Origin of the sequence: Bradyrhizobium sp. 22 (assembly GCF_000482425.1) — a bacterium.
Classification (GTDB): domain Bacteria; phylum Pseudomonadota; class Alphaproteobacteria; order Rhizobiales; family Xanthobacteraceae; genus Bradyrhizobium; species Bradyrhizobium japonicum_B.
The window spans coordinates 3,815,662-3,841,062 of sequence record NZ_KI519399.1 but is presented as its reverse complement, the minus strand read 5'-3'; the positions used below and the strand labels follow the sequence as shown (position 1 = coordinate 3,841,062).

Annotated in this window: 22 protein-coding genes; 20 read left to right on the top strand and 2 right to left on the bottom strand. The window is 62.5% G+C overall.

The features are described 5' to 3' along the window. Positions 1–70: 70 nt before the first annotated feature. The 20 genes from ihpB (K410_RS0119615) (at position 71) to K410_RS0119520 (ending at position 22,681) form a co-directional block, all read left to right on the top strand. Positions 71–1,024 carry a divalent metal ion exporter adaptor subunit IhpB gene (gene ihpB / locus K410_RS0119615; protein WP_028136454.1) on the top strand — a complete coding sequence of 318 codons (954 nt, stop codon included), beginning with the start codon at positions 71–73 and terminating at the stop codon, positions 1,022–1,024. After that, positions 1,014–4,262: an efflux RND transporter permease subunit gene (locus K410_RS0119610; protein ID WP_049820124.1), complete on the top strand. Its 3,249-nt coding sequence runs from the start codon at positions 1,014–1,016 to the stop codon at positions 4,260–4,262. Before ihpB (K410_RS0119615) ends, K410_RS0119610 begins: the two co-directional genes overlap by 11 nt. Beyond that, positions 4,259–4,633 (top strand): hypothetical protein, encoded by a 375-nt coding sequence (locus K410_RS0119605; protein WP_028136452.1) that lies wholly within the window; start codon positions 4,259–4,261, stop codon positions 4,631–4,633. The genes K410_RS0119610 and K410_RS0119605 overlap by 4 nt, the downstream gene beginning before the upstream one ends. Before the next feature lie 191 nt (positions 4,634–4,824). Then, positions 4,825–5,559 (top strand): flagellar basal-body rod protein FlgF, encoded by a 735-nt coding sequence (flgF, locus tag K410_RS0119600; protein WP_028136451.1) that lies wholly within the window; start codon positions 4,825–4,827, stop codon positions 5,557–5,559. A 771-nt stretch (positions 5,560–6,330) separates the two neighbouring features. Beyond that, positions 6,331–6,861 carry a MarR family winged helix-turn-helix transcriptional regulator gene (locus tag K410_RS37065; protein ID WP_151650245.1) on the top strand — a complete coding sequence of 177 codons (531 nt, stop codon included), beginning with the start codon at positions 6,331–6,333 and terminating at the stop codon, positions 6,859–6,861. Beyond that, positions 6,858–7,505 carry a class I SAM-dependent methyltransferase gene (locus tag K410_RS0119590; RefSeq protein WP_028136450.1) on the top strand — a complete coding sequence of 216 codons (648 nt, stop codon included), beginning with the start codon at positions 6,858–6,860 and terminating at the stop codon, positions 7,503–7,505. Before K410_RS37065 ends, K410_RS0119590 begins: the two co-directional genes overlap by 4 nt. Positions 7,506–7,766: 261 nt before the next feature. Then, entirely contained in the window at positions 7,767–8,075 is a 309-nt protein-coding gene (locus K410_RS0119585) for a hypothetical protein (protein ID WP_151650244.1), read from the top strand. A 54-nt stretch (positions 8,076–8,129) separates the two neighbouring features. Continuing rightward, positions 8,130–9,401: a divalent metal ion exporter subunit IhpA gene (gene ihpA, locus K410_RS0119580; protein ID WP_028136448.1), complete on the top strand. Its 1,272-nt coding sequence runs from the start codon at positions 8,130–8,132 to the stop codon at positions 9,399–9,401. Further along, positions 9,398–10,387 (top strand): divalent metal ion exporter adaptor subunit IhpB, encoded by a 990-nt coding sequence (gene ihpB, locus K410_RS0119575; RefSeq protein ID WP_028136447.1) that lies wholly within the window; start codon positions 9,398–9,400, stop codon positions 10,385–10,387. The genes ihpA and ihpB (K410_RS0119575) overlap by 4 nt, the downstream gene beginning before the upstream one ends. After that, positions 10,380–13,601, top strand: coding sequence for an efflux RND transporter permease subunit (locus tag K410_RS37060; RefSeq protein WP_049820121.1), 3,222 nt, complete (start codon positions 10,380–10,382; stop codon positions 13,599–13,601). The genes ihpB (K410_RS0119575) and K410_RS37060 overlap by 8 nt, the downstream gene beginning before the upstream one ends. Beyond that, entirely contained in the window at positions 13,598–15,808 is a 2,211-nt protein-coding gene (locus K410_RS0119565) for a heavy metal translocating P-type ATPase (protein WP_028136446.1), read from the top strand. Before K410_RS37060 ends, K410_RS0119565 begins: the two co-directional genes overlap by 4 nt. After that, positions 15,805–16,980, top strand: coding sequence for an OpgC domain-containing protein (locus K410_RS37055; protein ID WP_049820120.1), 1,176 nt, complete (start codon positions 15,805–15,807; stop codon positions 16,978–16,980). The genes K410_RS0119565 and K410_RS37055 overlap by 4 nt, the downstream gene beginning before the upstream one ends. Position 16,981: 1 nt before the next feature. Then, positions 16,982–17,296: a ferritin family protein gene (locus tag K410_RS0119555; RefSeq protein ID WP_028136445.1), complete on the top strand. Its 315-nt coding sequence runs from the start codon at positions 16,982–16,984 to the stop codon at positions 17,294–17,296. Between the two features lie 25 nt (positions 17,297–17,321). Then, a complete protein-coding gene (locus K410_RS0119550) occupies positions 17,322–17,561 on the top strand; it encodes a PilZ domain-containing protein (protein ID WP_028136444.1) in 240 nt (79 codons plus the stop codon). A gap of 25 nt (positions 17,562–17,586) precedes the next feature. Further along, the gene (locus K410_RS0119545; protein WP_028136443.1) at positions 17,587–18,081 is read left to right on the top strand and encodes a hypothetical protein; all 495 of its coding nucleotides are present in this window, start codon (positions 17,587–17,589) and stop codon (positions 18,079–18,081) included. Positions 18,082–18,158: 77 nt separating this feature from the next. Continuing rightward, positions 18,159–18,938, top strand: coding sequence for a hypothetical protein (locus K410_RS0119540; RefSeq protein WP_245269406.1), 780 nt, complete (start codon positions 18,159–18,161; stop codon positions 18,936–18,938). A 3-nt stretch (positions 18,939–18,941) separates the two neighbouring features. After that, the gene (locus K410_RS0119535) at positions 18,942–19,841 is read left to right on the top strand and encodes a cation diffusion facilitator family transporter (protein WP_028136441.1); all 900 of its coding nucleotides are present in this window, start codon (positions 18,942–18,944) and stop codon (positions 19,839–19,841) included. After that, entirely contained in the window at positions 19,834–20,847 is a 1,014-nt protein-coding gene (locus K410_RS0119530; RefSeq protein ID WP_028136440.1) for a cation diffusion facilitator family transporter, read from the top strand. The genes K410_RS0119535 and K410_RS0119530 overlap by 8 nt, the downstream gene beginning before the upstream one ends. Positions 20,848–21,159: 312 nt before the next feature. After that, positions 21,160–22,398, top strand: coding sequence for a tetratricopeptide repeat protein (locus tag K410_RS0119525; RefSeq protein WP_162006317.1), 1,239 nt, complete (start codon positions 21,160–21,162; stop codon positions 22,396–22,398). 58 nt (positions 22,399–22,456) lie between these two features. Next, positions 22,457–22,681, top strand: coding sequence for a hypothetical protein (locus K410_RS0119520; RefSeq protein ID WP_155253506.1), 225 nt, complete (start codon positions 22,457–22,459; stop codon positions 22,679–22,681). A gap of 100 nt (positions 22,682–22,781) precedes the next feature. On the opposite strand, the gene K410_RS0119515 is transcribed toward K410_RS0119520, so the two are convergent. Together K410_RS0119515 and flgK are read right to left on the bottom strand one after the other, a co-directional pair. Further along, a complete protein-coding gene (locus K410_RS0119515; protein ID WP_028136437.1) occupies positions 22,782–23,024 on the bottom strand; it encodes a DUF2171 domain-containing protein in 243 nt (80 codons plus the stop codon). Between the two features lie 259 nt (positions 23,025–23,283). After that, positions 23,284–25,164, bottom strand: a complete 1,881-nt coding sequence (gene flgK / locus K410_RS0119505) for a flagellar hook-associated protein FlgK (RefSeq protein ID WP_028136435.1) — start codon at positions 25,162–25,164, stop codon at positions 23,284–23,286. Positions 25,165–25,401 lie beyond the last annotated feature (237 nt).

The following is a 25,401-nucleotide window of genomic DNA, read 5'->3' as shown; positions in this document are numbered from 1 at the left end:
GATGCGGCTTGGAAACCCTCGTTTGCCTGGCGCTGCGCGATCGCGCCTCCCGCGCAGCGAGAATCGCGCCATGAAGCGGCTTTTCGCGAACTCGGTCCTGGCAACTATCGCGCTGGCTGCAATCGGCTTCTTCCTATTGAACTTGCCTCAGCAGAGCTCCGGCAAGCAATCGGAGGCGGGGCATGGCCACGAAGAGGGAGGTCACGCCGACGGCGTCGAAATGAGCGACGACAAGCTCAGGTCTTCCGATATCGAGCTCCTCGTCGCGGCGCCCGGCGTCCTTCATGACAGTCTGCTCCTCAACGGCATTTTGCAGCCAAATCAGGAGGCTCTCGTTCAGGTGACTCCTCGATTTCCAGGAGTCGTCCGCGAGATCAAGGCGAGCGTCGGTCATCGCGTCGAAAAGAACGACCTCCTGGCCAAGATCGAGAGCAACCAGAGTCTCACGACTTATGAGATCCGGGCGCCGTTGGCCGGCACGGTCATCGACCGCCAAATTTCTCTCGGCGAATACGCGTCAGAGCAGAAGGCAGCCTTCACGATCGCCGATATTTCCACCGTATGGGTCGACCTATCCGTTTACCGGCGGGACCTGAAGCGGGTGCGCGAAGGCGACAAGGTCGTCATCGATGTCGGCGATGGCGGGAAGCCGATCGACGCCAGGCTGACCTACATTTCGCCCGTCGGCAGCGCGGATACGCAGAGCGCTCTTGCGCGCACCAGCGTGCCGAACGAGGGGACAAGACTGAGGCCAGGCATGTTCGTCACGGCGCGCCTGATGCTCTCGGACAAGTCCGCGCCGATCGTCGTCAAATCGACCGCCGTCCAAAGTTTCGAAAACCGCAACGTCGTCTTCGTCCGCAATGGCCTGAAATTCGAGGTGCGAGAGGTCGAGCTGGGTGCTCGCGATCGCGAGCACGTCGAGGTGCAGTTCGGCCTGGAGGAGGGCGACCTGTACGTGGGACGAAACAGCTTCATCGTGAAGGCTGAAATAGCCAAGGGAACGGCCGCCCATGAGCACTGAGCAGGGCCCGGTCGGCGACCGGAAGCACGGGGTCATCACCGCGATAATCGCATTCTCGATACGCCAGCGATGGCTTGTCCTCTTTGCTGTGCTCGCAGTCGGGGCGGTAGGTGCGTGGAACTTCACGCGCCTTCCGATCGACGCGGTACCGGATATCACCAACGTCCAGGTGCAGATCAACGTGAGCGCGGCGGGCTATTCGCCCCTAGAGGTCGAACAGCGCATCACGTTTCCAGTCGAAACTGGCATGGGCGGGTTACCGAACCTCCAGTACACACGGTCGCTGTCCAGATACGGGCTAAGCCAGGTCACCGTCGTCTTCGCCGACGGCACGAACATCTATTTCGCGCGCCAGTTGGTCAACGAGCGTTTGCAGCAGGTGAAAGACCTCCTGCCGAACGGCATCGAAATGGCGATGGGACCGATTTCGACAGGCCTCGGCGAGATATTCATGTTCGCCGTCGAGGCGAAGAAGGCAGCCAAAAACCCGGACGGGAGCGAGATCAGCCCGATAGACCTCCGCACGATCCAGGATTGGATCATCAAGCCGCAGTTGCGGACGGTGCCCGGCGTAGTCGAGGTCAATACCATCGGTGGGTTCGAGCGGCAGTTCCACGTCCTGCCCGATCCTACCAAGCTGATGGCGTATCGGCTGAATTTTCGCGATGTGATGACCGCGCTTGCGTCGAACAATGCCAACGTCGGCGCGGGCTACATCGAACGAAATGGTGAGCAATACCTAGTTCGCACGCCGGGGCAGGTGGGCGACGCGAGCGACATTCGAAATATCGTGATCGGGGCGCGCGAAGGGATCCCGGTTCGGATCGGCGACATCGCAGAAGTGATCGAAGGGCGAGAGCTCCGTACCGGTTCGGCAACTCTGAATGGGCGCGAGACCGTTGTCGGCACGGCGATGCTGCTCATCGGCGAAAACAGCCGCACGGTGGCCCAGCGTGTATCGGCGAAGCTGGACGAGATCGCGAAATCCCTGCCCGAAGGTGTGGTGGCGAGGGCGCTTTACGACCGTACACGCCTCGTCGAGGCCACGATCGCGACCGTAGAGAAGAATCTGCTTGAGGGCGCGATCCTCGTCATCGTGATCCTGCTGCTGATCCTCGGCAACTTCAAAGCGGCCGTCGCCACCGCGCTCGTCATTCCCTTGTCGATGCTCATTACCGTGACGGGAATGGTCGAGAATAAGGTCAGCGCGAACCTCATGTCGCTCGGCGCCATCGACTTCGGCATCATCATCGACGGTGCGGTCATCATCGTCGAGAACTGCCTGCGGCTGCTTGCGGAGGAGCAGCACCGCAGAGGGCGCATACTGAGCCGCGAGGAGCGTTTCGATACGATTTTGGCGGGAGCAGGGGAGGTCGTCCAGCCCAGCCTATTCGGCACCCTCATCATCGCGGTCGTCTACCTCCCGGTTCTCACGTTGACGGGCGTCGAAGGGAAGATGTTCACGCCCATGGCCCTGACAGTTCTCATGGCGTTGGGCGGCGCCGCGATCCTGTCGATGACCTTTGTTCCGGCCGCTGTTGCCATTCTGGTGACCGGCAAAGTGACCGAGAAGGAGAACTGGTTCATGCGCGGGGCTCGCTTCGCCTATGTGCCGCTTCTCGATGCCTCGATACGCAATCGACACATGGTCGCACTGGCGGCCGGCGCGTTGGTGATCGTCAGCGGAATTGCCGCGTCTCGCATGGGCGGCGAGTTCATACCCTCGCTCGATGAAGGGGATGTCGCCACCCACGCGATGCGCATTCCGGGGACGAGCCTGACACAGGCCGTGGATATGCAGATCAAGCTGGAGGAGGCCATCCGGAAGGTGCCCGAGGTCCGCGAGGTCTTTTCCAAGATCGGCACGGCAGAGGTGGCGACCGATCCAATGCCGCCGAACGTCGCCGACACCTACATCATGCTCAAACCCCATGCGCAGTGGCCCGATCCTTCGATGACCAAGGCGCAACTCGTCTCCAAGATCGAGAAGGTCGTCGCGGAAGTGCCGGGCAACAACTATGAGTTCACCCAGCCAATTCAGATGCGCTTCAACGAGCTGATATCGGGCGTCCGCAGCGATGTCGGGGTCAAGATCTTCGGCGACGACCTGAACACGCTGTTGCAGGTCGCCGGGCAGGTGCAAAACGTGCTCCAGGGCGTGCAGGGGGCTGCAGACGTGAAGACCGAGCAGGTCTCCGGATTGCCCGTGCTTACGGTCAAATTGAACCGGCAGGCCTTGGCACGACAAGGCCTGAGCATCTCCGATGTGCAGGGTGTCGTTGAGATCGCGGTCGGGGGCAAGAGCGCCGGCCTGGTGTTCGAAGGCGATCGTCGTTTCGAAATCATCGTTCGGCTGCCTGAACACCTTCGTTCGGATATGGAAGCGATCCGCAATCTTCCGATCCCTCTTCCCGTGCGCGAAGGTCAGGCTGGGGCCATCAAGGCGGCTTGGGGAAATTCACCGTTGGGGCAGGTCCGTTATGTCCCGCTTTCCTCGGTCGCCGAGATCGACGCGGCTCCGGGTCCCAATCAGATAAGCCGGGAAAACGGCAAGCGGCGCATCGTGGTCACCGCGAACGTGCGCGGCCGAGACCTCGGCTCGTTCGTCGCCGACGCCCAGCGGCGGATCACCGACGGCGTCAAGGTGCCGGCGGGTTACTGGATCACCTATGGAGGACAGTTCGAGCAGTTGGTTTCCGCAACCAAGCGGCTGACCATCGTCGTTCCGATCGCGCTGCTCCTGATCTTCGTGTTGCTCTTCATGAGCCTGGGAACGTTCGCCGATGCCGCATTGGTCTTCAGCGGGGTGCCGCTCGCGCTCACGGGCGGCATTGCCGCCCTGCTTCTGCGCGACATCCCCCTTTCGATCAGCGCCGGTATCGGGTTCATCGCGCTATCGGGCGTCGCCGTCCTGAATGGCTTGGTCATCATCGCGTTCATCCAGAAGCTGCGATCGGAGGGCCGCCCTGTCGTCGAAGCCGTTCGCGAGGGGGCGCTGACCCGGTTGAGGCCGGTTCTGATGACCGCCCTGGTGGCGAGCCTGGGATTCGTGCCCATGGCGATCGCGACCGGCGCCGGCGCCGAGGTGCAGCGGCCACTCGCCACCGTGGTCATCGGCGGGATCGTATCATCGACCATTTTGACGCTGCTGGTCTTGCCGGCGCTCTACACGCTCTTCCGTCGTGAAGCGGTCACGACGAAGTCGACTTCCGCAACCGCACAAGGAGAAACTGCATGAAACCCGCCGCGTTCATACTGGCCGTATTGCTCTCGGTCGTCCCGGCTCACGCTCAACACTCACACGGTTCGAAGGGACCCAATGGCGGCGTTCTTGCGGATGCGGCCGGCGTGCATATCGAGTTCCTGCCGTCGGGAAATGCCGTGACGTTCAACGTCCTTAACGAGGACAACAAGCCCGTGTCGACGAAGGGCTATACGGCCTCTGCTCTAATCGTAAACGGCGACGATCGAGAGACGATTGTCCTTTCTCCGTCGGGAGAGAACGTCCTGAAGGGTGAAACGAAGAAGCCGATTACGGCATCCACCGCGATCACACTCATGATCAAGACGGACACGGGCAAGTCGGGCCAAGCCAAGTACAAGGGCTGAAGGCTCCATCCGACGACATTGTCGACGGCGAGACAAAGCCGCGCGCAATTTTGTCGGCTCCAAGCCGAGAACCGAGCGCGCGGCGGTTCACATGCCTTGTGGATCCCGTCCCCCTGCCATCCTCAAACCAAGCAAGCGCAGCGCAAGGGCGACCACCGGCCTCATTCGGCAGTTTGAAAGGCAGTCTTCCAATGTCCGACAAGACCGTCATCGGGCTATCGCGATTGATCACGCTGCAACAGCAATTGGACAAGGTTGCTCGAAACGTTGCCAACCAGACGACGACCGGATTCAAACGCGAGGGGCTTCAGTTCCGCGAATATCTCACGAAGGCGAAGGAAGCCGACGACATGCCCTCGGCTCCGATGCGATCGCTTGTGGCCGTCACCGGCTACACCGACTTTTCCGGCGGTCCCCTCAAGCCCACCGGGAATGGGACCGACGTCGCTATCGTCGGGGACGGCTTCTTTGTGATCCAGACGGCTGCAGGAGATCGCTACACGCGGAACGGAGCGTTCACGCTCGACAAGGAAGGCCGCGTAGTCACGTTGTCCGGCGATATCGTGTTGACTGCGACCGGCCCCCTGCAGGTTCCGCCACGCGATGGCCCGCTGAGCATCGGAGCCGATGGGACCATCTCGACGGCGAGGGGACCGATAGGACGTCTTCGCCTGGTGAAGTTTGTAGATAATGCCAAGTTGCGCGCCGAGGGAAGCACGCTGTTTTCATCGGAGTCTCCTGCGAACGAGGTGCCTCCGGCGCAGATTCGGCTCGCTACGGGAGCCTTGGAGGGGGCGAACGTAAACGCGGTACATGAGATGAGCAGTCTCGTCGCTGCGACCCGAGCCTACGATCAGGTTGCCAACACGATCCTGCGCGAAGACGACAAGAACGAACTCAGAAAACTGGCTGGTGAGGATTTGTAGGCCACGAAGCGCTCGGCGGCGGCCCCAAGTGGAACCCTGCGACAAGCGACGCACGCGCTCGCAATATTTGCGGATCGACGGAAGGTAGCCATCATGATAGGTAGCCTCGTCGTCTTCACTGAGAGCGTGATCATTGTCCGGTAGTCAGGTCATATCGGGAACTCAGCGCGTTACTGCGTTGCGCAGGATCGTGTCCGTTCTCCTGACCCTGGTGTACGTCCTGTCTGGCGTTCTTCATGGACTCGTTGATGTCGACGCCGCCATTCGCTCCGGATCATCCTTGGCGATCGCGGCCGCGGACGGCAAAACCTCCCAATCGCCCGAACGGGGTTTGGTAGCCGATCACCACTGTCACGGTTGCTTCTCAGTATCGGTCCCGGCGCCTGCGCAACAGGCTGAACTCGCCCTGGGCTTGAAGCCCGCCGAGTTGCCGAAATCGGCGGCTCCCTTGTACGGCAATGTTCGCGGTCTTGATCCGCCCCCGCCGAAATCTCTGACCTAAAGCGAACGACGCGGGACGCATCGCGCGTCCTGTCTCCGTTTCCCGTCAAACTCCCTCGCGCCGCCATTACGCAGCGCGATGCTGTCGTCCCTGTCTTTGGGAAGGCGACGGCGTCGCTCTCAAAGCCTTTGCGAGCTCAGTCAAGTTGCTGGGGCAGCAAGCGTGCAGGCGATCTGGATCGACAACGCATTTTTCAGAGACCGCTCTTTCGGGGCCATTCCGTTTTGCAGGCGCCGTCGGCGGTCACATTGGAATTGAAGGATTACGTTATGGAAACCAAGCAAGTTGAAGACTCGCAGGCTTCGACGCCGGACGACCTCTTGCAGCGATTATCCTGGGAGGTGAAGCAAATTCACGGCTGTTTGAGCGAAGTGCAGAAGTGTTGGGCGGCCGGTCTGGGTGTCACGGTGGCTCAATGGAACATTCTGATGGCGATATCGCATCTTGCGGACGAAGAGGGGGTGCGGGTCAGCGTGGTGTCGGAGAAACTGGCCGTGGACGCATCGTTCGTCACGGCGCAGTCGCAATTGCTCGAGTCCAAAGGACTGATCCGCCGCAAGCCGTGCGCGACCGATCGCCGTGTCGTCCTCCTCGCACTTTCGAGCAACGCTCGGTGGCAGATAGAAAACCTATCTAGTTCCATGAACGCAGCGAACGCGTATGTTGCCAATAACGCGAGCGGCAAGGCGCACCGACTTCTCGCAGAACTCGAGGAGCTGAAGAGCGTCCTCAAGCGCGCGAAGCTTCTGACGGCTTCGGACGCTCTCCGCCATTGGCCTCGCGGTCGCGACACCGCATGAAGTTTCTATCGATTTTGGTCGTGGCGGCGCTCAAACCGCTTTACTATCGCTTCGCCGCTGCAATGCTGCGCGACACGTCGTGGCAGGAGCCCTTGTTCGAGTTGATGTCTCCAAAGCGCGGAGAGCGCCTCTTGGCGTTCGGACGGGGAAGCGCAGCGACGGCGATCTCGCTTGCGGAGCGGTTCACCGAGCTCAGTATCGTTGTAGCGGATCCCGATCCATCGATCGTCCGAAAGTCAAAGCGAGCGATCGACGAACAGCACATCGAGAATATTACGTTCATCGACGCACCTTCCGTTGTGGCCCTTCCGGTTCACACTGGCAGCTTCGACCGCGCGATGTGCGTACTCGCCTTTCATTTGAGAACTCCCGATGAAAAGATCGCCTTGGCGAAGGAAACTTTCCGAATCCTGCGCCGTGGAGGTGTATTTTATGTTGCGGACTATGACCGACCGACCGGCCGCGAAGAGCGCATCGTCCTCAACCTTGCAGCGCAGATTTCAAGCAGGATTGCGGTTCAATCCCACGTCGATGGAACTTGGGGCAAACTCTTCAAAAAGGCGGGCTTTGCCGGGGCCAAACTGCAGTCCTCGCATTCGGTGCGGATCGGACGGGTTGCAATGCTATCGTTTAGGAAGCCGTGAAAGAACGTCGCATAAGACGGGTACGCTGCCTCCGAAGAAAAGCCTGCAGCTACGTCCCAGAACTGGGACAGGGTTACCCGCATGCTCGATTCCTAGAAGTTGCGATTGACACGCAACAAATGTTTGGGATTGTTATAATATTGCGGGTCGACGTGAGCCTTGCGCCCATGCTACCTACCAACTCGCGAACGTAGAGTGTGGTCATTGACGATTGGTCGGATCAGATCTGGATTGAGGCATGTTCCTGCTTTGCGCGGGATCGTGTCCGTATTTCTGATCGTGACCTATCTGATGTCGGGTGCGCTGCATCGGTGTCTCGACCTTGACGTGACAAATCCAACCGGTTCCCCGGTGGCTTGGATGGTCGATACCAAGTCCGATAGCGGCCCTGAGACCGGTGCCATCGTCGACCATCACTGCCATGGCTGCTTCGCGGTTTCCGTTGCAGCGCCTCCGCAGCAAGTCATGACTGTGATGGAACCCAAGCTGGCGGTCCTCATCCGGGCGACGGCCCCTCTGACCGACACCGTGCGCGGTCTCGATCCGCCCCCACCGAAGTTCCTGACCTGAAAATGACCGCTGGGCGCATCGCGCTCTGATTCCGTCTTTCGTCAGGTTTTCATCATGTTTTCAAAGTGCGTCACGCGTTTCGCGTGCGCGACGGCGTTGCTGGTCAGTCCTTGGCTGACGGCGGCGTCGCATTCGCAGACCCTCAATCTCGGGGCGGCGCTGCAGCGCGCGCTCGCGACCAGCCCCCGCTTGACCGCCGCCGAACGCGATATCGGGATCGCGACGGGCCAGCGCATTCAGGCGGGGGCGCTCCTCAATCCGGAACTGAGCTACGAACAGGATAACTCATTCGGTTCGGGCATCTATCGCGGGACGAAGTCGGCCGAGACGACGCTGCAGATCAGCCAGCTTTTCGAGCTGTTCGGCAAGCGCGAGGCCCGCATCGCGGCCGGCCAGGCCGGCGTCAACGGGGCGACGATCGAGCGCCAGGCGGTACGTCTGCAGATTCTGTCGGAAACGGCCATCGCGTTTCTGAACGTGCTCGGGCTGCAGCGGCGGATCCAGATCCTCGACGAGCAGGTCGCCGCCCTTGAGCGGCTGACGCCGTTGCTTCAGCGCCGGGTCGATGCCGGTGCTTCGTCGCCTGCCGAGACCGGTCGCGCCGAAGTCGCAGCGGCGCTGGTGAAGGCCGATCGCGAGCGCACCAAGGCGAACCTGGCCAGCGCGCGCCGCGAACTGGCGGTGCTCATGGGCGACACTTCCCCGAAGTTCGGCAACGTCTCCGGACGCCTCGACGCCACCACCCGCGCGCCGCCGTTTCAGACGGTGATCGCCGCCATCGACGCCAACCCGCAACTGGTGCGCTGGAATGCGGTTTATGCGCAACGCAACGCCGAACTGCTGCTGGCGCGGCTCAGGCCTTATCCTGACGTTCGCCTTTCAGCCGGATGGCGACATTACAACGAGACCAACGACGACGCGGTGCGGCTCAGCCTCACGGTTCCGATCCCAATCTTCGATCAGAACCAGGGCAACATCCTCTCGGCACAGCAGAACCTCGCCAAGACGCGGGCGGAACGCGAGGCGAACCGCAACACGCTGATCGTCGTCGCTGGACGGGCCTACGACAACGTACAGGGCTCGCTGCGGGAACTCGCGATACTTCGCGACTCCGGCATCCCGAAGGCCCAGGCCGCCTCCAACGAGATCGAACAGGGCTACGGCGCCGGGCGCTTCTCGCTGCTCGAAGTGTTGGACGCGCTGGCCAACGTCACCCAGGCTCGTCTGCGGGAGCAGGAGGCGCTGCAGAACTACCACGTCGCCGTTGCCACGATCGAAGGACTCGTCGGCAATCCCTTCGCTCTGGCGCGGGAGAGCGCACGATGAAGACTTCGAGTGCAATCGTCCTCGCCTTGGTCGCGGCTGCCGCCGGCGCCTTCGGCTATCGCATGCTGACACCCAAGGACGCACCCGCTGCGACGCAGCAGGTCGCCAAGCAGGATGCCAAGGAGGAGAAGGCCGGCAACGAGCACGCCGAGAAGGACGAACATGGCGCCGACCGCATCGTGATCAGCGATGTCAAGTTGGCGGCAGCAGGCGCCACCTTCGCCGAAGCGGGCCCGGCGACCCTGACCGAAACCTTGTCGTTCAATGGCGTCCTGCGCGCCAATCAGGAGACGGTGGTCCAGGTCACGCCGCGCTTTCCCGGCATCGCGCGTGCGATCAAGCGCCGGATCGGCGACGTGATCGGCAAGGACGATCTGCTGGCATCCATCGAGAGCAACCAGAGCTTGACGGTCTATGATCTCAAGGCGCCGATCGCCGGCACGGTGATCGACCGTCAGATATCGCTCGGCGAATACGTCTCCGAGCAGAAGCCATCATTTGTCGTGGCGGACCTGTCGACGATCTGGGTCGACCTGTCGATCTACCGCCAGGATCTTAGGCGCGTCCGGATCGGGGACGAGGTCCTGATCGATCCGGATGACGGCGTCGGCGACATCAAGGGCAAGATCTCCTACTTGGCGCCTGTCGGCGCAAGCGAGACCCAGACGGCGATTGCCCGAGTGATCCTGCCGAACCCGGAGGGGAGGCTGCGGCCGGGACTGTTCGTGACCGCTCGTCTGGTGCTGGCCGAGCGGAAGGTGCCGGTCGCCGTCAATGCCGGCGCGATCCAGACCTTCGAAAACAAGACCGTCGTATTCGTTCGCGAAGGCGACGACAAGCTCGAAGCGCGGCCTGTGGAACTCGGGGACGCCGATCAGAAGTTCGTGGAGGTTCGGGCGGGAGTAAAGGCGGGCGAGAAGTACGTGGCCCAAAACTCATTCGTCGTGAAGGCGGAGATGGGCAAAGGAGAGGCCGAGCATGATTGAGCGCCTCATCGAATTCTCCATCCGCCAGCGTTGGCTGGTGATCCTGTTCGTGTTGGGACTGTTGGCCTTCGGCGGCTGGAATTTCACCCGTCTGCCGATCGACGCGGTGCCGGACATCACCAACGTGCAGGTGCAGATCAACACACAGGCACCAGGCTATTCGCCGCTGGAGACCGAACAGCGCATCACGTTTCCGGTGGAAACGGCAATGGGCGGGCTGCCCAAGCTCGAATACACCCGCTCCTTGTCGCGATATGGCCTCAGCCAGGTGACGGCGGTCTTCCAGGACGGCACCGACATCTACTTCGCCCGCCAGCTCGTCAACGAGCGGATCCAGCAGGTCAAGGATCAGCTCCCCGCCGGCGTCGAAGTTGCCATGGGCCCCGTCGCGACGGGCCTCGGGGAAATCTTCCACTACTCGGTCGAAGCCAAGCCGGGTGCGAAGGCGCCGGGCGGCAAGGAGTTCACGCCGAGCGATCTGCGGACGATCCAGGACTGGATCATCAAACCGCAGCTCCGCAACGTGCCGGGCGTCATCGAAGTCAACACGATCGGTGGGTTCGAGCGCCAATTCCACGTGCTGCCCGATCCGGGCAAGCTCATGGCCTACAAGCTCGGTTTCCGCGACGTGATGACGGCGCTCGCCGCCAACAACGCCAACGTCGGCGCCGGCTACATCGAGAGGAACGGCGAACAGTATCTGGTCCGGACCCCGGGCCAGGTCGCCAACATCGCCGAGATCGAGGATATCGTCATTGGCTCGCGAGGCGGCGTCCCGGTCCGGGTGAGGGACGTGGCCCAGGTCGCCGAAGGCAAGGACCTCCGCACGGGCGCAGCGACCCTCAACGGAAAGGAGACGGTTCTCGGTACCGCCATGCTGCTGATCGGCGAGAACAGCCGTGCGGTGGCCCAGCGGGTTCAAGCCAAGCTGAACGACATCGCCAAATCGCTTCCGGACGGCGTCGTCGCCCGCGCGGTCTATGACCGGACCCACCTCGTCGACGCGACGGTCAAGACGGTCGAGAAGAATCTTGTCGAGGGCGCGATCCTCGTCATCGTCGTGCTGTTCCTCATCCTCGGCAACTTCCGGGCAGCCCTGGTCACGGCCTGCGTCATCCCGTTGTCGATGGCGATGACGGTCACCGGCATGGTCGAAACGAAGGTCAGCGCCAACCTGATGAGCCTCGGGGCCATCGACTTCGGCATCATCGTCGACGGTGCAGTCATCATCGTCGAGAACTGTCTCCGATTGCTCGCGGAGGCGCAGCATGAGAAGGGCCGGCTGCTGAGCCTGGAAGAGCGGCTGGAGACGATCCGCAACGGCTCGGCAGAGGTCATCAAACCGAGCCTATTCGGAACGCTGATCATCGCGGTCGTCTACCTGCCGGTGCTGACCCTGACAGGGGTCGAAGGCAAGATGTTCACGCCGATGGCGCTGACCGTGCTGATGGCGCTTGCCGCAGCGGCGCTGTTCTCCGTCACCTTCGTGCCCGCAGCCGTCGCGATCGTGGTCACCGGCAAGGTGTCTGAGAAGGAGAACTTCTTCATGCGCGGCGCCAAGCGCGTCTATCTGCCGCTTCTAGACCGTGCGATCGCCTTCCGGGGCGTCGTGGCGGTCTTGGCGGTTGTGATCGTCGGCGCGAGCTTGTTCGCCGCGAGCCGCATGGGTGGCGAGTTCATCCCGAGCCTCGATGAGGGCGACGTCGCTTTGGCCGCGATCCGGATTCCCGGAACGAGCCTGACGCAGTCGCTAGATCTGCAGATGGCGCTGGAAAAGAGGATCCAGCAACTCCCCGAGGTGAAGGAGTTCTTCACCCGGACAGGCACGGCTGAGGTCGCTACCGATCCGATGGCGCCGTCGATGTCGGACGGGTACGTCATGCTCAAGCCGCGCAGCGAGTGGCCGGACCCGGAGAAGCCGAAGGCGGAATTGGTCGAAGAGATCGAGAAGGCCGCCAACGACATTCCCGGCAGCAACTATGAGGTATCGCAGCCGATCCAGTTGCGCGTGAACGAGCTGATTTCAGGCGTCCGCAGCGACGTCGGCATCAAGATCTTCGGCGACGACCTCGACGTGCTGCAAGGAGCGGCCAGTCAGGTGCAGTCCGTAATTCAGGGCATCCGAGGGGCTACCGACGTGAAGACCGAGCAGGTCGCGGGCCTGCCGATCCTCACCGTCAAGCTCGACCGGCGGGCCCTGTCCCGCTACGGCCTCAGTGTCGGCGATGTCCAGAACATCGTGGAGATCGCCGTCGGCGGAAAGAGCGTCGGCAAGCTGTTCGAGGGAGATCGTCGCTTCGACATCGTCGTACGCCTTCCGGAGCGGTTGCGCGGCAACATCGAAGCGATCCGTGCGATCCCGATTCCGTTGCCTGCCGAGGAGCCTGGATCGGCTCCGATCACCAAGACCGCTTTGTCGGCAGCGCTCGGAGTACAGCCCCGTTACGTGCCGCTATCGTCGGTAGCGACGGTCGATTCCGCGCCAGGTCCGAACCAGATCAGCCGCGAGAACGGCAAGCGGCGCATCGTGGTGACGGCCAACGTACGCGAGAGGGATCTCGGTTCTTTCGTGTCCGAAGCGCAGGGCGCGGTCGCGCAGAAGGTCAAGCTCCCGGCGGGCTACTGGATCGGCTGGGGAGGGCAGTTCGAGCAACTGGTCTCGGCGACCAAGCGGCTGACCATCGTAGTTCCGGTGGCGCTGCTGCTGGTACTGCTGCTGCTCTTCATGAGCTTCGGATCGATTGCCGATGCGCTTCTGGTGTTCAGCGGTGTGCCGCTGGCGCTGACCGGCGGCGTGCTGGCGCTGCTGCTGCGAGGTATCCCGCTGTCGATCAGTGCGGGCGTAGGCTTCATCGCACTCTCCGGCGTCGCGGTGCTCAATGGCTTGGTCATCATCGCTTTCATCGAAAAGTTGAGACACGAAGGAAGGTCCGTACTCGAGGCCGTTCATGAAGGCGCGGTGACCCGCTTGCGCCCCGTGCTGATGACGGCGCTGGTCGCCTCGCTGGGCTTCGTTCCCATGGCGATCGCGACGGGCGCCGGCGCGGAGGTGCAGCGGCCGCTGGCCACCGTCGTCATCGGCGGCATCATCTCCTCGACTATCCTGACGCTGCTGGTGCTGCCGGCCCTTTACGTGCTGTTCCGGAAGGACTCCGCGCCGGCACCTCGACCGGAAAACACCTTGGATGACGCTGCGCAGGGAAGCCACGCATGACCGAGGCTGCTCAGAAGATGAGACTTCGGGTCGGCGGGATGGACTGCGCGGCCTGCGCCACGAAGATCGAGAATGCCGTTTCGCGGATGCCCGGGGTGCGGGGCGTCGAAGTCTCGGTGACTGGCGGAAGCGTTTCGGTCGAACATGAGGGGGCTATCCAGCGGGAGGCGGTCAGCCGCCAGATCGCGGCCTTGGGATACGTCGTCGAGGACGATCGCCCCAAGGGGAAAGGGGAGCCGGCGCACCATTATGATCATGGCGATGACCATGATGGTCATGGCCACGGTCTTCAACAAGCCGCCGACGGCCGGGAACCATGGTGGCGGTCGAGCAAAGTTGACGCGACGATCGCAAGCGGAACGGCGCTGGTGGTCGCCTTCGCCTTGGGAAAGGGCATCCCCAGCATCGAGAGTTGGGCCTTCCTGCTTGCGATGCTGGTCGGGCTGGTCCCCATCGCCAAGCGAGCATTTTCGGCGGCCTTCGCCGGAACGCCGTTCTCGATCGAGATGCTGATGACCATCGCGGCCGTTGGCGCGGTCTTCATCGGCGCGACGGAAGAAGCAGCGACTGTCGTTTTCCTGTTTCTGATCGGTGAACTTCTTGAAGGTTTCGCTGCGGGGCGCGCGAGGGCGAGCATCCGGGATTTGACCAAGCTCGTCCCGAAGATCGCCCGTCTCGAACAATCCGATGGCCAAGTCAGCGAGGTGGAAGCCGAGACGCTGTCCGTCGACGCTCTGATCCAAGTTCGCCCCGGCGATCGCATTCCTGCCGACGGCGTCATCGTCTCCGGAGACAGCGCCGTCGACGAGGCACCCGTCACCGGCGAGAGCACGCCGGTCCGCAAGAAGACGGGGGAGGCAGTATTTGCCGGCACCGTGAACGGAGAGGCTCTACTCCGGATCAAGGTCACCGCCGCCGCCCAGGACAACACCATCGCCCGTGTCGTCAAGTTGGTCGAGGAGGCCCAAGAATCGAAGGCGCCCACGGAGCGCTTTATCGACCGTTTCTCGCGCTACTACACGCCTGGCGTGGTGGTGGTCGCCACGATCGTAGCGGTCCTGCCGCCACTCGTTTGGGCAGGCGCAACCTGGCGCGAATGGATCTACAAGGGATTGGCCATCCTCCTGATCGGTTGTCCGTGTGCGCTGGTGATCTCGACGCCGGCGGCGATCGCCGCGAGCCTCGCATCCGGAGCGCGCCGCGGTCTGCTCCTGAAGGGCGGAGCCGTCCTCGAGCGCTTGCGCGACGTCACCGTCGCCTGCTTCGACAAGACGGGAACGCTCACCGCGGGCAAGCCAAAGGTCACGGACGTCGTCGGATTTAGTCACGAAGAGGTCGAGGTCTTGTCCATTGCCGCGTCGCTCGAGCGCGGCTCCAGCCATCCTCTCGCGCTTGCCATTTTGAAGGCGGCCTCCGCCAAGGATGCTCGGCCGCAGCCGGTTGAGAACTTCGTAAACCTGGCGGGAGAAGGCGTTCGGGCAGTGCTGGGGGGACGAACGGTTTTCCTTGGCTCACCCGCTGCGGCCGAACGGATCGTCGCGCTCTCTGAGGAGCAGAGAGATCTCGTCGAGGCGTTCAACGAACGAGGAAAAACCGTATCCGTCCTCGTCATCGATCAAGAGGCCGCCGGCTGCATCGCCATGCGGGACGAGTTGCGCAGCGATGCGGTCGCGGCTCTGCGTCGCCTGGCCGACGCCGGGGTCCGTTCGGTGATGCTAACGGGCGACAATCCCCGTACCGCCGCCGCCCTTGCGCGCGATCTTGGCATCGACCATCGCGCGCAAATGATGCCGGAGGACAAACAGCGCACCGTCGAGGCCTACAAGAACCAGGGCGAAGTCGTCCTGAAGGTCGGCGACGGCATCAACGATGCGCCGGCTCTCGCCGCCGCGGATGTCGGCGTGGCGATGGGTGGCGGCACCGACGTGGCGCTCGAGACCGCGGACGCCGCAGTCCTTCACGGACGCGTCGCCGACGTGCCAGCCATGATCGAACTGTCCAAGCGGACGATGGGAGTCATACGGCAGAACATCTCGATCGCACTGGGACTGAAGGTGGTCTTTCTGGTCACCACGGTCGCGGGGATCACCGGACTTTGGCCCGCAATCCTTGCCGACACCGGCGCGACCGTATTGGTCACCATGAACGCGCTGCGGCTGCTTTCGATACCGGGCAGCCGTGGGGCGGGCGAGGGGGCGTCTACATGACCGCCAACGGGGTCCAAACCAGCGACCGCGACCTGCGCCTCGACCTGTTTCGGGGACTGGCCAACTGGGCGATCTTCGTCGACCACGTTCCGAACAATGCGGTCGCTTGGATCACGGCCCGAAACTACGGTTTCAGCGATGCTGCCGAACTGTTCGTGTTCGTGTCCGGATATACCGTGGCGTTCGTTTATGCGCGAACAGCAAGGGCGAAGGGCCTCCTTGCCGCCGCCTTGGGCATTCTCGGCAGAGCATGGCAGCTCTACGTCGCCTACATCCTGCTGTTCGTCTTCTACGTCGTCACCATCGGATACGTCGCACAACGGTACGGCCACGCCCACCTGCTCGACGAATTCAACATCCGACTTCTCATTCGAGACCCGGTCGAGTTCCTCAAGCACGGGCTCTTGCTCGAATATAAGCCGCTAAACCTCGACGTCCTGCCGCTCTACATCGCGTTGATGTTCGCGTTTCCGCCGCTGCTGTGGGTCCTCATGAGGTGGCCCAACGTCGCGTTGGCGATCTCGGCGGGTATCTACGTCGCAGCACAGGCATGGGGATGGAATCTACGGGCGTATCCTGCCGGCCACTGGTACTTCAATCCGTTCGCATGGCAGTTCCTGTTCGTCATCGGCGCGTGGGTTGCGGTCGGGGGCGCGACTACGGCGAGGGGGCTCATCTATGCGAGGACGACACTTGCCGCCGCCTGTCTCTTTCTCCTGTTCGCCGCGATCGTCACACTCGCAGCGCGGACCGGCCACGCGGAAATGATCGTCGAGCCCGTCCGGTCGCTGTTCATTCCGAACAACAAGACGCATCTGGCGCCGTACCGCGTCGTCCATTTCCTGGCGCTCGCGATCGTCGTCTCGCGACTGATTCCGAAAGAGGCGCCGTTCTTGTCGGCTCCTTGGCTTCGGCCGCTGCGGCTGTGCGGAGAGCGATCGCTCGAAGTCTTCTGCGTGGGCGTATTCCTCGCCTTCGTCGCCTACTTCGCCATCGACCTCGTCTCCGATTCGCTCGCCTTCCAGATCGTCGTCAGTGTCGCCGGCATCGGCATCATGATCGCCTTCGCCTATTTCAAGACATGGACCAGGGAGTTTCGCGCCACAACCGGCCGAAGGGCCGTCGAGCCCGAAGGGATTCGACAGCCACGACTAGCGCAAAGGGAGCGATGAGATGGGTTTCGACCAATACCACGAACCGCCGCAGGAGCTTTCGCAGGAGGTCCGCACCTTCGCGCGGATGATGGCTTCGCTGATCGAGGAAGCCGAAGCGATCAATTGGTACGAACAACGGATGTCGGTCGAGAAGGATAAGAAGGCTAAAGCCATCATGGCGAACGCCCAGAAGGAGGAATTCAAGCATTTCGGGATGAACCTCGAATTCCTGCTGCGACGGAAGAAGGAGTGGCGCGAGGAGCTCAAGGGAATCCTCTTCACGCAAGGCGACATCGTCAAGCTCGGCGAGAAGGCCGAGAAAGCGGTCGACTGATCGCATGACTGCCGGAGCAGCCGGAATGGAACGACGTGGAGACCAGCGCCGGAGGGTTCTCAAGAAGGGATCGATCGAGTTCGGAAGCTCCGCGATCGATTGCTCCATCCGGAATCTCAGCGATCGCGGCGCGATGTTGGAGGTTGAAAGTCCGCTCGGCATCCCTCGCGAATTCACGCTTGTGGTGCCGGCGGACGGAACGCGGCGCACCTGTCGTGTCGCGTGGGTCAAGGAGAAGCGGTTGGGCGTGGAGTTCGAAGAGTGAGTTCGGCTCAGCAGCGGAGGCGCAAATGAGGAAGTATGGACTCTTTTTGGCGCTGGGAAGCATCTTGAGTCTGATCGCGGCCATAGGCGCCGCCGAGGGTCGCGGCAGTATCGCGAGCGAACGACCGTATGCCGCGGAGCACATCGATCTGCTTCCGGTCGACATCCGTCACGGTCTGGCCCGTCTGGAGCGTCCATGCGGCGGGAAAGCTGCAGCGACGCACTACTTCTCTACGACCATCGACGTCGGCGGCCTGCACTTCAGGTCGTTGCATTTCGAAAACTTCGCCTGCGAACGGCGAGAAGCGATCTGCCGGGCGGAGCGATGCCTTCATGAAGTCTACCTAGAGCGGGGTGGCCGTTCGCGCCGTGTCTTCAACGCCTATGTCGACGACATGAAGCTGATCAACGCCGGCGGGACCGTCGGATTGGAGCTCGAGGGAGGCCGGCGGGCGATATTACGTTGGAACGGGCGCACATTCGCGCCTGTCCATTCATTCGGAAAGGGCCAAGAGCGGTGACGTCATCGATAATCTCGCATCTTCATTTCGGTGGCGCCGATATCTCCCTCTGGAAGAAGTTCCGGCTGTTCTTCACTGTGGGCGTCGTCGTGCTGCTTCTGAGCGCGGCGAAAGTCGCGGTCCACTACTTCGGATTCGAGTTCCTGGATCTCAACGGCCTGTTGACCAGCGGCATAGGCGGCGCCGTGTTCATCGTCGGCTTTCTGTTGTCGAGCATCCTCCAGGACTACAAGGAGGCGGAGAAGATCCCGGCCGATCTCAGGAATTCCATCGAGGCGATTGAGGGTGACCTGGCTTGCTTCGCGCAGACCAACGATGCCTTCGACCTGCGGAAGGCGCGGCTGTTGTTGCTTGCCTTGATCGACAGGCTCCGCGAGGGCCTCGGGCACAAAAACGGCCACAAGAACGTTCCTCCCGCCCTCGATGAGCTGGCCAAACTGACGCCGATCCTGGGCCGGCTCGAGGGCATGGGTATGGCCGCGAACTTCGTCGTCCGCCTCCGGACGAACCAGGACGTGATCCGGAGGGCATTGCTCCGGATCTACACCATTCAGCGCGTCGAGTTCGTGCCGTCCGTGCACGTGCTGGTGCAGACGCTGGTGTTCTCGATCGTACTGCTGCTCCTGCTGCTGAAGACGGAAGGCGACCCGGCGTCAGCGCTGCTGTTCGGCTTCATCACCTTTATGTTCGTCTACGTCCTCTACCTCGTCCGGCTCCTCGAGCAGCCGTTCGCCAAGGGGCACGGCTCGGTGGACGACGTAAGCTTTTTCCTGCTCGACGAGCTCGAGCGAAACCTCCGCCGAGCGCTCGAATATCCGGACGGCGGCGCCCAAAATACGACCACGACGGGAGATTGACACATGCACGGAGGAGGATCCGTCGGAACGGCCGGCGCTAAACACGCGAAGAGGCTCGCCTGGGCCCTCGCGATGACCGCGACCTACATGATCGCGGAGGTCATCGGAGGACTTGTGACCGGCAGCTTGGCGCTGCTCGCGGACGCCGCCCATATGCTGACCGACGTCGGCGGACTCGCGCTGGCGCTGCTCGCGATCCGCTTCGCCGCCCGCGAAGCGACCCCGCAGCGGACCTTCGGCTATCTGCGCATGGAGGTCCTGTCGGCGCTGGCTAATGCGGTCGTGCTGCTGCTGCTGACGGTCTACATCCTGTACGAAGCCTACCAGCGCTTCCAGTCGCCGCCGGAGGTCCTCAGCGGACCGATGCTCATCGTCGCCGCCATCGGCCTGGCCGTAAATCTGGTCAGCATGTGGCTGCTTTCGAGCGGGTCGTCCGAAAGCCTGAACGTCAAGGGCGCGTACTTCGAGGTGCTGAGCGACATGCTCGGATCTATCGGCGTGATCGTCGCCGCGCTGCTCATGATGTGGAAGGGCTGGGTTCTCGCGGACCCGATCATCGGCGCCGGCATCGGACTGTTCATCGTGCCCCGGACGTGGTCGCTCCTTAGTCAGGTCACGCACATCCTGATGGAGGGGACCCCGCCCAACGTCGATACCGCTGCGATCGAGAAGAAGCTTCTTGCCATCCCGGGAACCGTGGCCGTCCACGATCTGCACGTCTGGACCGTCACGTCCGGCTTCGACGCCATGAGCTGCCACCTCGTCGTGGCCGACATGTCGGCCGGGCGGGAGGCGCTGCGGGAGGCCCGGAACCTGATGAAGGCGGAATACGGAATCGAGCACACGACGATCCAGATCGAGGACGAGGCCATGAGAGGCGAGGAAACCGTACTCCATGTCTGAAACGGGTCACCGTAACGCTGGTCCCGTCGGCAGCACCGACCATGATCATCGGCATCATGACCGTCACGATCATGGCGCCGACCGGCACGGACATGACCATGATCATGGCGGGCTCGGTCACGTCCACGCTCCGGCGAGCTTCGGCAAGGCCTTCGCCATCGGCATCGGGCTGAACACCGCCCTGGTCGCGGCCGAAGCCGTCTATGGCTACCTCGGAAACTCGACGGCACTGATGGCGGACGCCGGGCACAATCTGAGTGACGTACTCGGCCTGGTCGTGGCCTGGGCCGCGTCAGTCGCCTCGAAGCGGGCGCCCAGTGGTCGTTTCACCTACGGTCTGAAGGGGGCGTCGATCCTGGCTGCGCTGGCGAACGCCGTGTTTCTTCTCGTCGCGACCGGCGCCATCGGATGGGAATCCATATTGCGGCTGTACGAACCGGAGCCTGTCGCCGGCCTGACCGTGATGGTGGTCGCCGCCATCGGCATCGTCGTCAACGGCGCCACGGCCATGCTGTTCGCGAGCGGCCGCAAGGGCGACATCAACATTCAGGGGGCGTTTCTGCACATGGCAGGCGACGCCGCCGTTTCGGCCGGCGTCGTGGCGTCAGCAGCGCTCATCCTCTGGACCGGTTGGCTTTGGCTGGATCCTGGAATGAGCCTGGTCATCTGCGCCGTCATCCTGTGGAGCACATGGAGCCTTCTGCGCGGCTCGGTCGCGATGTCATTGAGCGCGGCACCGTCCGGAACCGACATGGAAGCCGTCCGGTCATTTCTGCTGCAGCGGCCGGGCGTAGCCAAGATCCACGACCTGCATATCTGGCCGATCTCCACGACGGAAACGGCGATCACGTGTCATTTGGTCATGCCTACCGGACATCCCGGCGACGATTTCCTGATGGAATCGGCCCGGCTGCTCAGGACAGAGCACAAGATCGGACACGCGACCCTGCAGATCGAGACCGACGAGAACAACGCGTGCGCGCTGGCGCCCGACGACGTGGTCTAGCGTGGATGAGGGAGAGGACGACAAGCTCGAGCGCCTTCACCGTCTGAAGTCGGCGCTCGATATCGAGATCGACGTGGGAAACGAAAGAGGGAGGGTAGCATGCCCGAACTGTCCGCACGATGGCGACTGGCGAACGGAGGTCGGCGGCTGGGTGTTTTCCTGCGAGGAATGCGGTGTGCGCGTAGACGGCAGATTTCCTGCCAGACGCGTCGCGAATTGAGGGCGGTCGTGACAAAGGAGGCTCCGAAGGGCAGGGGATGGGCGGAAGGGTTCGACAGCCAAATATTCGGGAAGGGGCTGAGGTTACTTTTCGTGGCCTGCAGCCTGCTGTGCTTGCTGGGTTCACCGTCGTTCGCCCAGAGCGCCCGTGAGTTCGCGCGGGAAGGGTTCGCGGCAAAGGACAGGAAGCAGTTTCCGCTGGCCATCCAATTGTTCAGCGAAGCCATCAAGCAAGGGCAATTCACTCCCGAGCAACGCGGCTTCATCCTGTACGGGCGAGGGGTATCGTATGACGCGCTCGGACTGCGCGGTCTCGCCTTGGGCGATTTCGACGCCGCGATAGCGCTGTTGCCCGACTTTCCGAACTCCTACGTCTACCGCGCGCTGGCGTGGACCGATCGACGGGAATTCGACAAGGCACGCGACGATCTACTACAAGCTCTCCGGCTGAACCCGACCAGCGCGCTCATTCACAACAATCTCGGATCGGTCTACGAACGCAAGGGAGAGGTGGACCGGGCCATCGAAAGCTATGGGGAAGCCATTCGGCTGGATCCAACGGCGGCGCAAGCCTTCTACAACCGCGCCCATGCCTTCATCGCGAAGCAGGATTATCGGGCCGCGATATCGGACTACGACCGGGCGGTCGACCTGCAGCGTGACTTCGCGGACGCCTACAGCAACCGGGGCGGCATGTATCTCCTGCTGGGCGACACCGACAAGGCGATCGGAGATTTCGACGAGGCGATCCGTCTCAAGGGCACCGATCCGATCTTCTGGTCGAACAGGGCGAGCGCCTACATGACGATGGGACGCTACAAGGACGCGTTGGCCGATTTCGACCGCGCCCAAACGATCGATCCCGGCAACGCCGCGACCTATCTCGGACGGGGACGAGCGCGGCTCTATTCGGACGAGATCGCGGGGGCGATCGAAGACTTGCGTGTCGCTGCGAGACTGAGGCCGACGAACGCCTTTCCCGCGATCTGGATGCACATCGCCCGCATCCACCAGGGCAATCCGGACCGCGAGGAACTTGAGCGCAACGCGGCGAGGGTGGATCGCACCCAGTGGCCGGCTCAGGTCCTGGACTTTTACTTGGGCAAACTGGACATGGACCGGGTGCGCCAAGACGCCGGCGGCGGTGTGGGCGCCGAAGGCGAAAGGCGGCTCTGCGAGGCGGATTTCTTCGTCGGTGAGTTCCTGAGTCACGGCCAACAGAAGGCGGACGGCCGCCGGATGCTTCGGAAGGTTGTGGATCGGTGCCGTCCCGTGGACATCATCTTCGCCGCTGCTCAAGCCGAGCTACGCGACGACAAAGAGGCGAGGTAGAGGACGCGCATGTCGTCGTCCGCGGGGTTCCTTTAATTTCGACACGAGAGGACGGTCGGTGGTTCGCCACGATAGTGAAAAGGAGGACGCGAATTCCCGCAGCATGTCCAAGGTTCAGCGCGTCTTCTTCGTTGTTGGACTATTGGTGCTCATAGCGTTGTCGGCCAGTTCGGCCGGCATCCTGCTGCATCGCGCGTTTCCCGACAGCTACTGGGTCACGCTAGTCGGTCCTCTGGGCGCAGCGGTCGCCGTGATCGCTCTACGAAAACTGTTCGTCGGCTGAGTTCGGCGCAAACTCCCGGGTCCTTGAGGAGAGGAGCCGACGCGGCTGTTGTCGCGTCGGCTGCCGAATAGGCGCGAGGTTCCCAGTCGAGAAGCCGTGATTACTTGCGACCTTCGTGCTGCCAGTGGCCGGTGACTTCTTCGCCGGTCTTGGAGAGGTGCACGTGCTGGTCGACATGATCGACCCAGGCGACTGGGATGAAGTGATGATGATCGCCGTCGGGCGAGCTCTGTTTGGTGAGCTTTATCTTATCGCTACCCTCCAGATGGTCGACCTTGCCTACGGTCTTCTTGTCCGACGAAATCACGTCCATGTGCTCTTTGATCTGCGATGTGTCCCGCATGGGGTATCCTCCAGTGAGTGGAAGGATGCAACGCCCCCGTACCGGGAAGGTTGCTCTCGCGCGGCTGAAGGATGGCCCATAGGAAATATGATTACCGGCGTGACGGCTGATTGTTGCGACGACGAATTCACGCCGCCGGGGCTCCGCCGGTATGGAGAGCCGAACGACAGGTTGAAGATGCCTCCCATCGCCCGCGGACGAGCGACCATGTCGAATATCGACAGCGCTATGCAAGGCAGTGACGGCTTTCTCAAGTCGCTCATTGAGCTCTAATGAGCACGTCCATCATTTCCTGAATGACCGACATGATTCGGGCATTTGCCGCATAGGCATTCTGAAGCTGGATCAGGTTCGACATCTCCGAGTCCAGGTTGACGCTGGAGGTCGAATTGAACTTGGCCTGGAGCGTCGAGACGACGACGTTCTGGCCCTGCTGAAGCTGGGTCGCCTGCGTCGCGGCGTTGCCCTGGACGCTCAGGAACTGCTGGAGGTAGCTCGAGATGCTGCCGGTAAATGGCTGGCTCGACGAGCCCAGACCGGTCTGCGACGAGTAGGAGTACACCGCCGTCGTGAGCTGCGAGTAGAGATAGTCCGAGCGAGTGGTGTCGCCTGCGGGCGTCACCGGCGAGGTGTTGTAGACCGACAACTTGCTCGGATCGGTGACCAGTTGCGTGTTGACGGCGATGCGGCCGGCAAGGCCGGTCATCTGCGAGCCCGAGGCCATCATCGCACCTGTATAGAGAGCCTGCCCGCCGTCGGTGAACAGCGGCAGTTGCGGATTGCCCGAGCTCAGCGATGTGATCGTTTTGGTGATCGAGGCCGAGTTGACTTTGGCAAGGCCGGTGTTTTCGTCGGTGACCCGGAGCGTCATCGCCGGCGCCGGCGAGGGGGCCGCGGCGAATGTCAGACGCGTGTTTGGCAGTGCGGTGTTGAGCGCCGCCGCGATCACACTTATGCCGCTGGAGAAGTTCACGCCGATCTGGAACGGGTTGGCATTGGTGGCGTTCGGCAGCGGCAGCGCCGCAGGATCGGTCACGTTGACGAGGGTGACCTGGCGCTGGGTGTTGGTGACCGTGTCCGTGTAGGTGATGTTGACCGTGTTGCCCGGTTGCGCGCCGGAGAGGTCGAGGTCGAACCCGGTGGGCGGGCCGGGGACGGTGCTGCCGGCCGTCGTCTTGTCGGACAGCGCGCTCGACATCGTCGCGGCGAGCTGGTCGATCTGGGTCTGCGCCTGCACCAACGTCTCGTCGCGCAGCTTGAGATCGGCCGCCATCTGACCTGAGGATACCACGTTGTTGGCGACCACGTCGATCATCGAGCCGTTCGGCAGTTTGACGTTGAGTGCGCCGACGCCGGACTTGGTCGGATCGATGTTGTAGAGCGAGGTCGCCGAGAGGGCACCGGCAGATGCAAACGTGAATTGCGAGGCGAGACCCGCACCGACCAGTTGGATACCCGTCGTTGTGTAGATGTTGGCCTGGTTCGAGCCGTCGGTGGTGACGCGGAGGTCGACATATTTCGACAGCGTGTTGATGGCCTGATCGCGCTGATCCATAAGTGTCGCGGCGGACGGATCGTTAGCCGACAGGCCCTGCAGCTTGGTGTTGATGTCGGCGATCTGCTTCATCGCCACGTTCGCCGCCTGCGCCGAATTGCCGAGATCCTGCTCGACATTGGAGCGCAGCGACTGGATACCCTTGGTGGTGACGTTGAGCTGCCGCGCCAGCGCCTGCGCCGCGCCGAGCACGACGTTCTGCGCCGACGACGAGCCGGCGCTGGTCGACAGCGCCTGCAGCGACGTGGTGAAGTTGTTCAGCGCGGTTTCGAGCGTGCCGCTGTTGCCGGGCGTGCCATACACATTCTGAAGCTGCTTTAGGATGCTCGCCATCTGGTCGGCGTAGCCGCTTCCGCCGGTCTCGGTGCGGAGCTGGTTCAGCACATAGGTGTCGAGTTCCCGGCTGACGCCGGTCGTCATCGCGGTCGAGCCGAAGTCGCCGGTGGTGACCTCGATCTGGTTCGGCGTCTGGGCGACGTAGCCTGGCGTCTGCGAGTTCGCGACGTTCGATGAGACGATCGAGAGCGCGGCCTGATTGGCACGCAGACCGCTCATCGCACTGGCAAGGGCAGAATTTAGGCTCATGGTGAAGCTCGTTCTTGATCGAAGCAACGGGCGCGAGGCGTGTTGCGAAGTTCGCAAGAACTATGCCAACGATCAGAACCTCCGAAACGCAGCAAAGTCAGTAGTTTTCTGCAATAACTGCAAGCTCGCTCGCGGAGCGGGGTAACAATTGCCTGAGAGTCTCATGCAAATAATACAGGAGTGAATCGCGCTTTCGCGCGCGCGCGTCGGATTTCGTCGATGCATCGGTGATGCTCC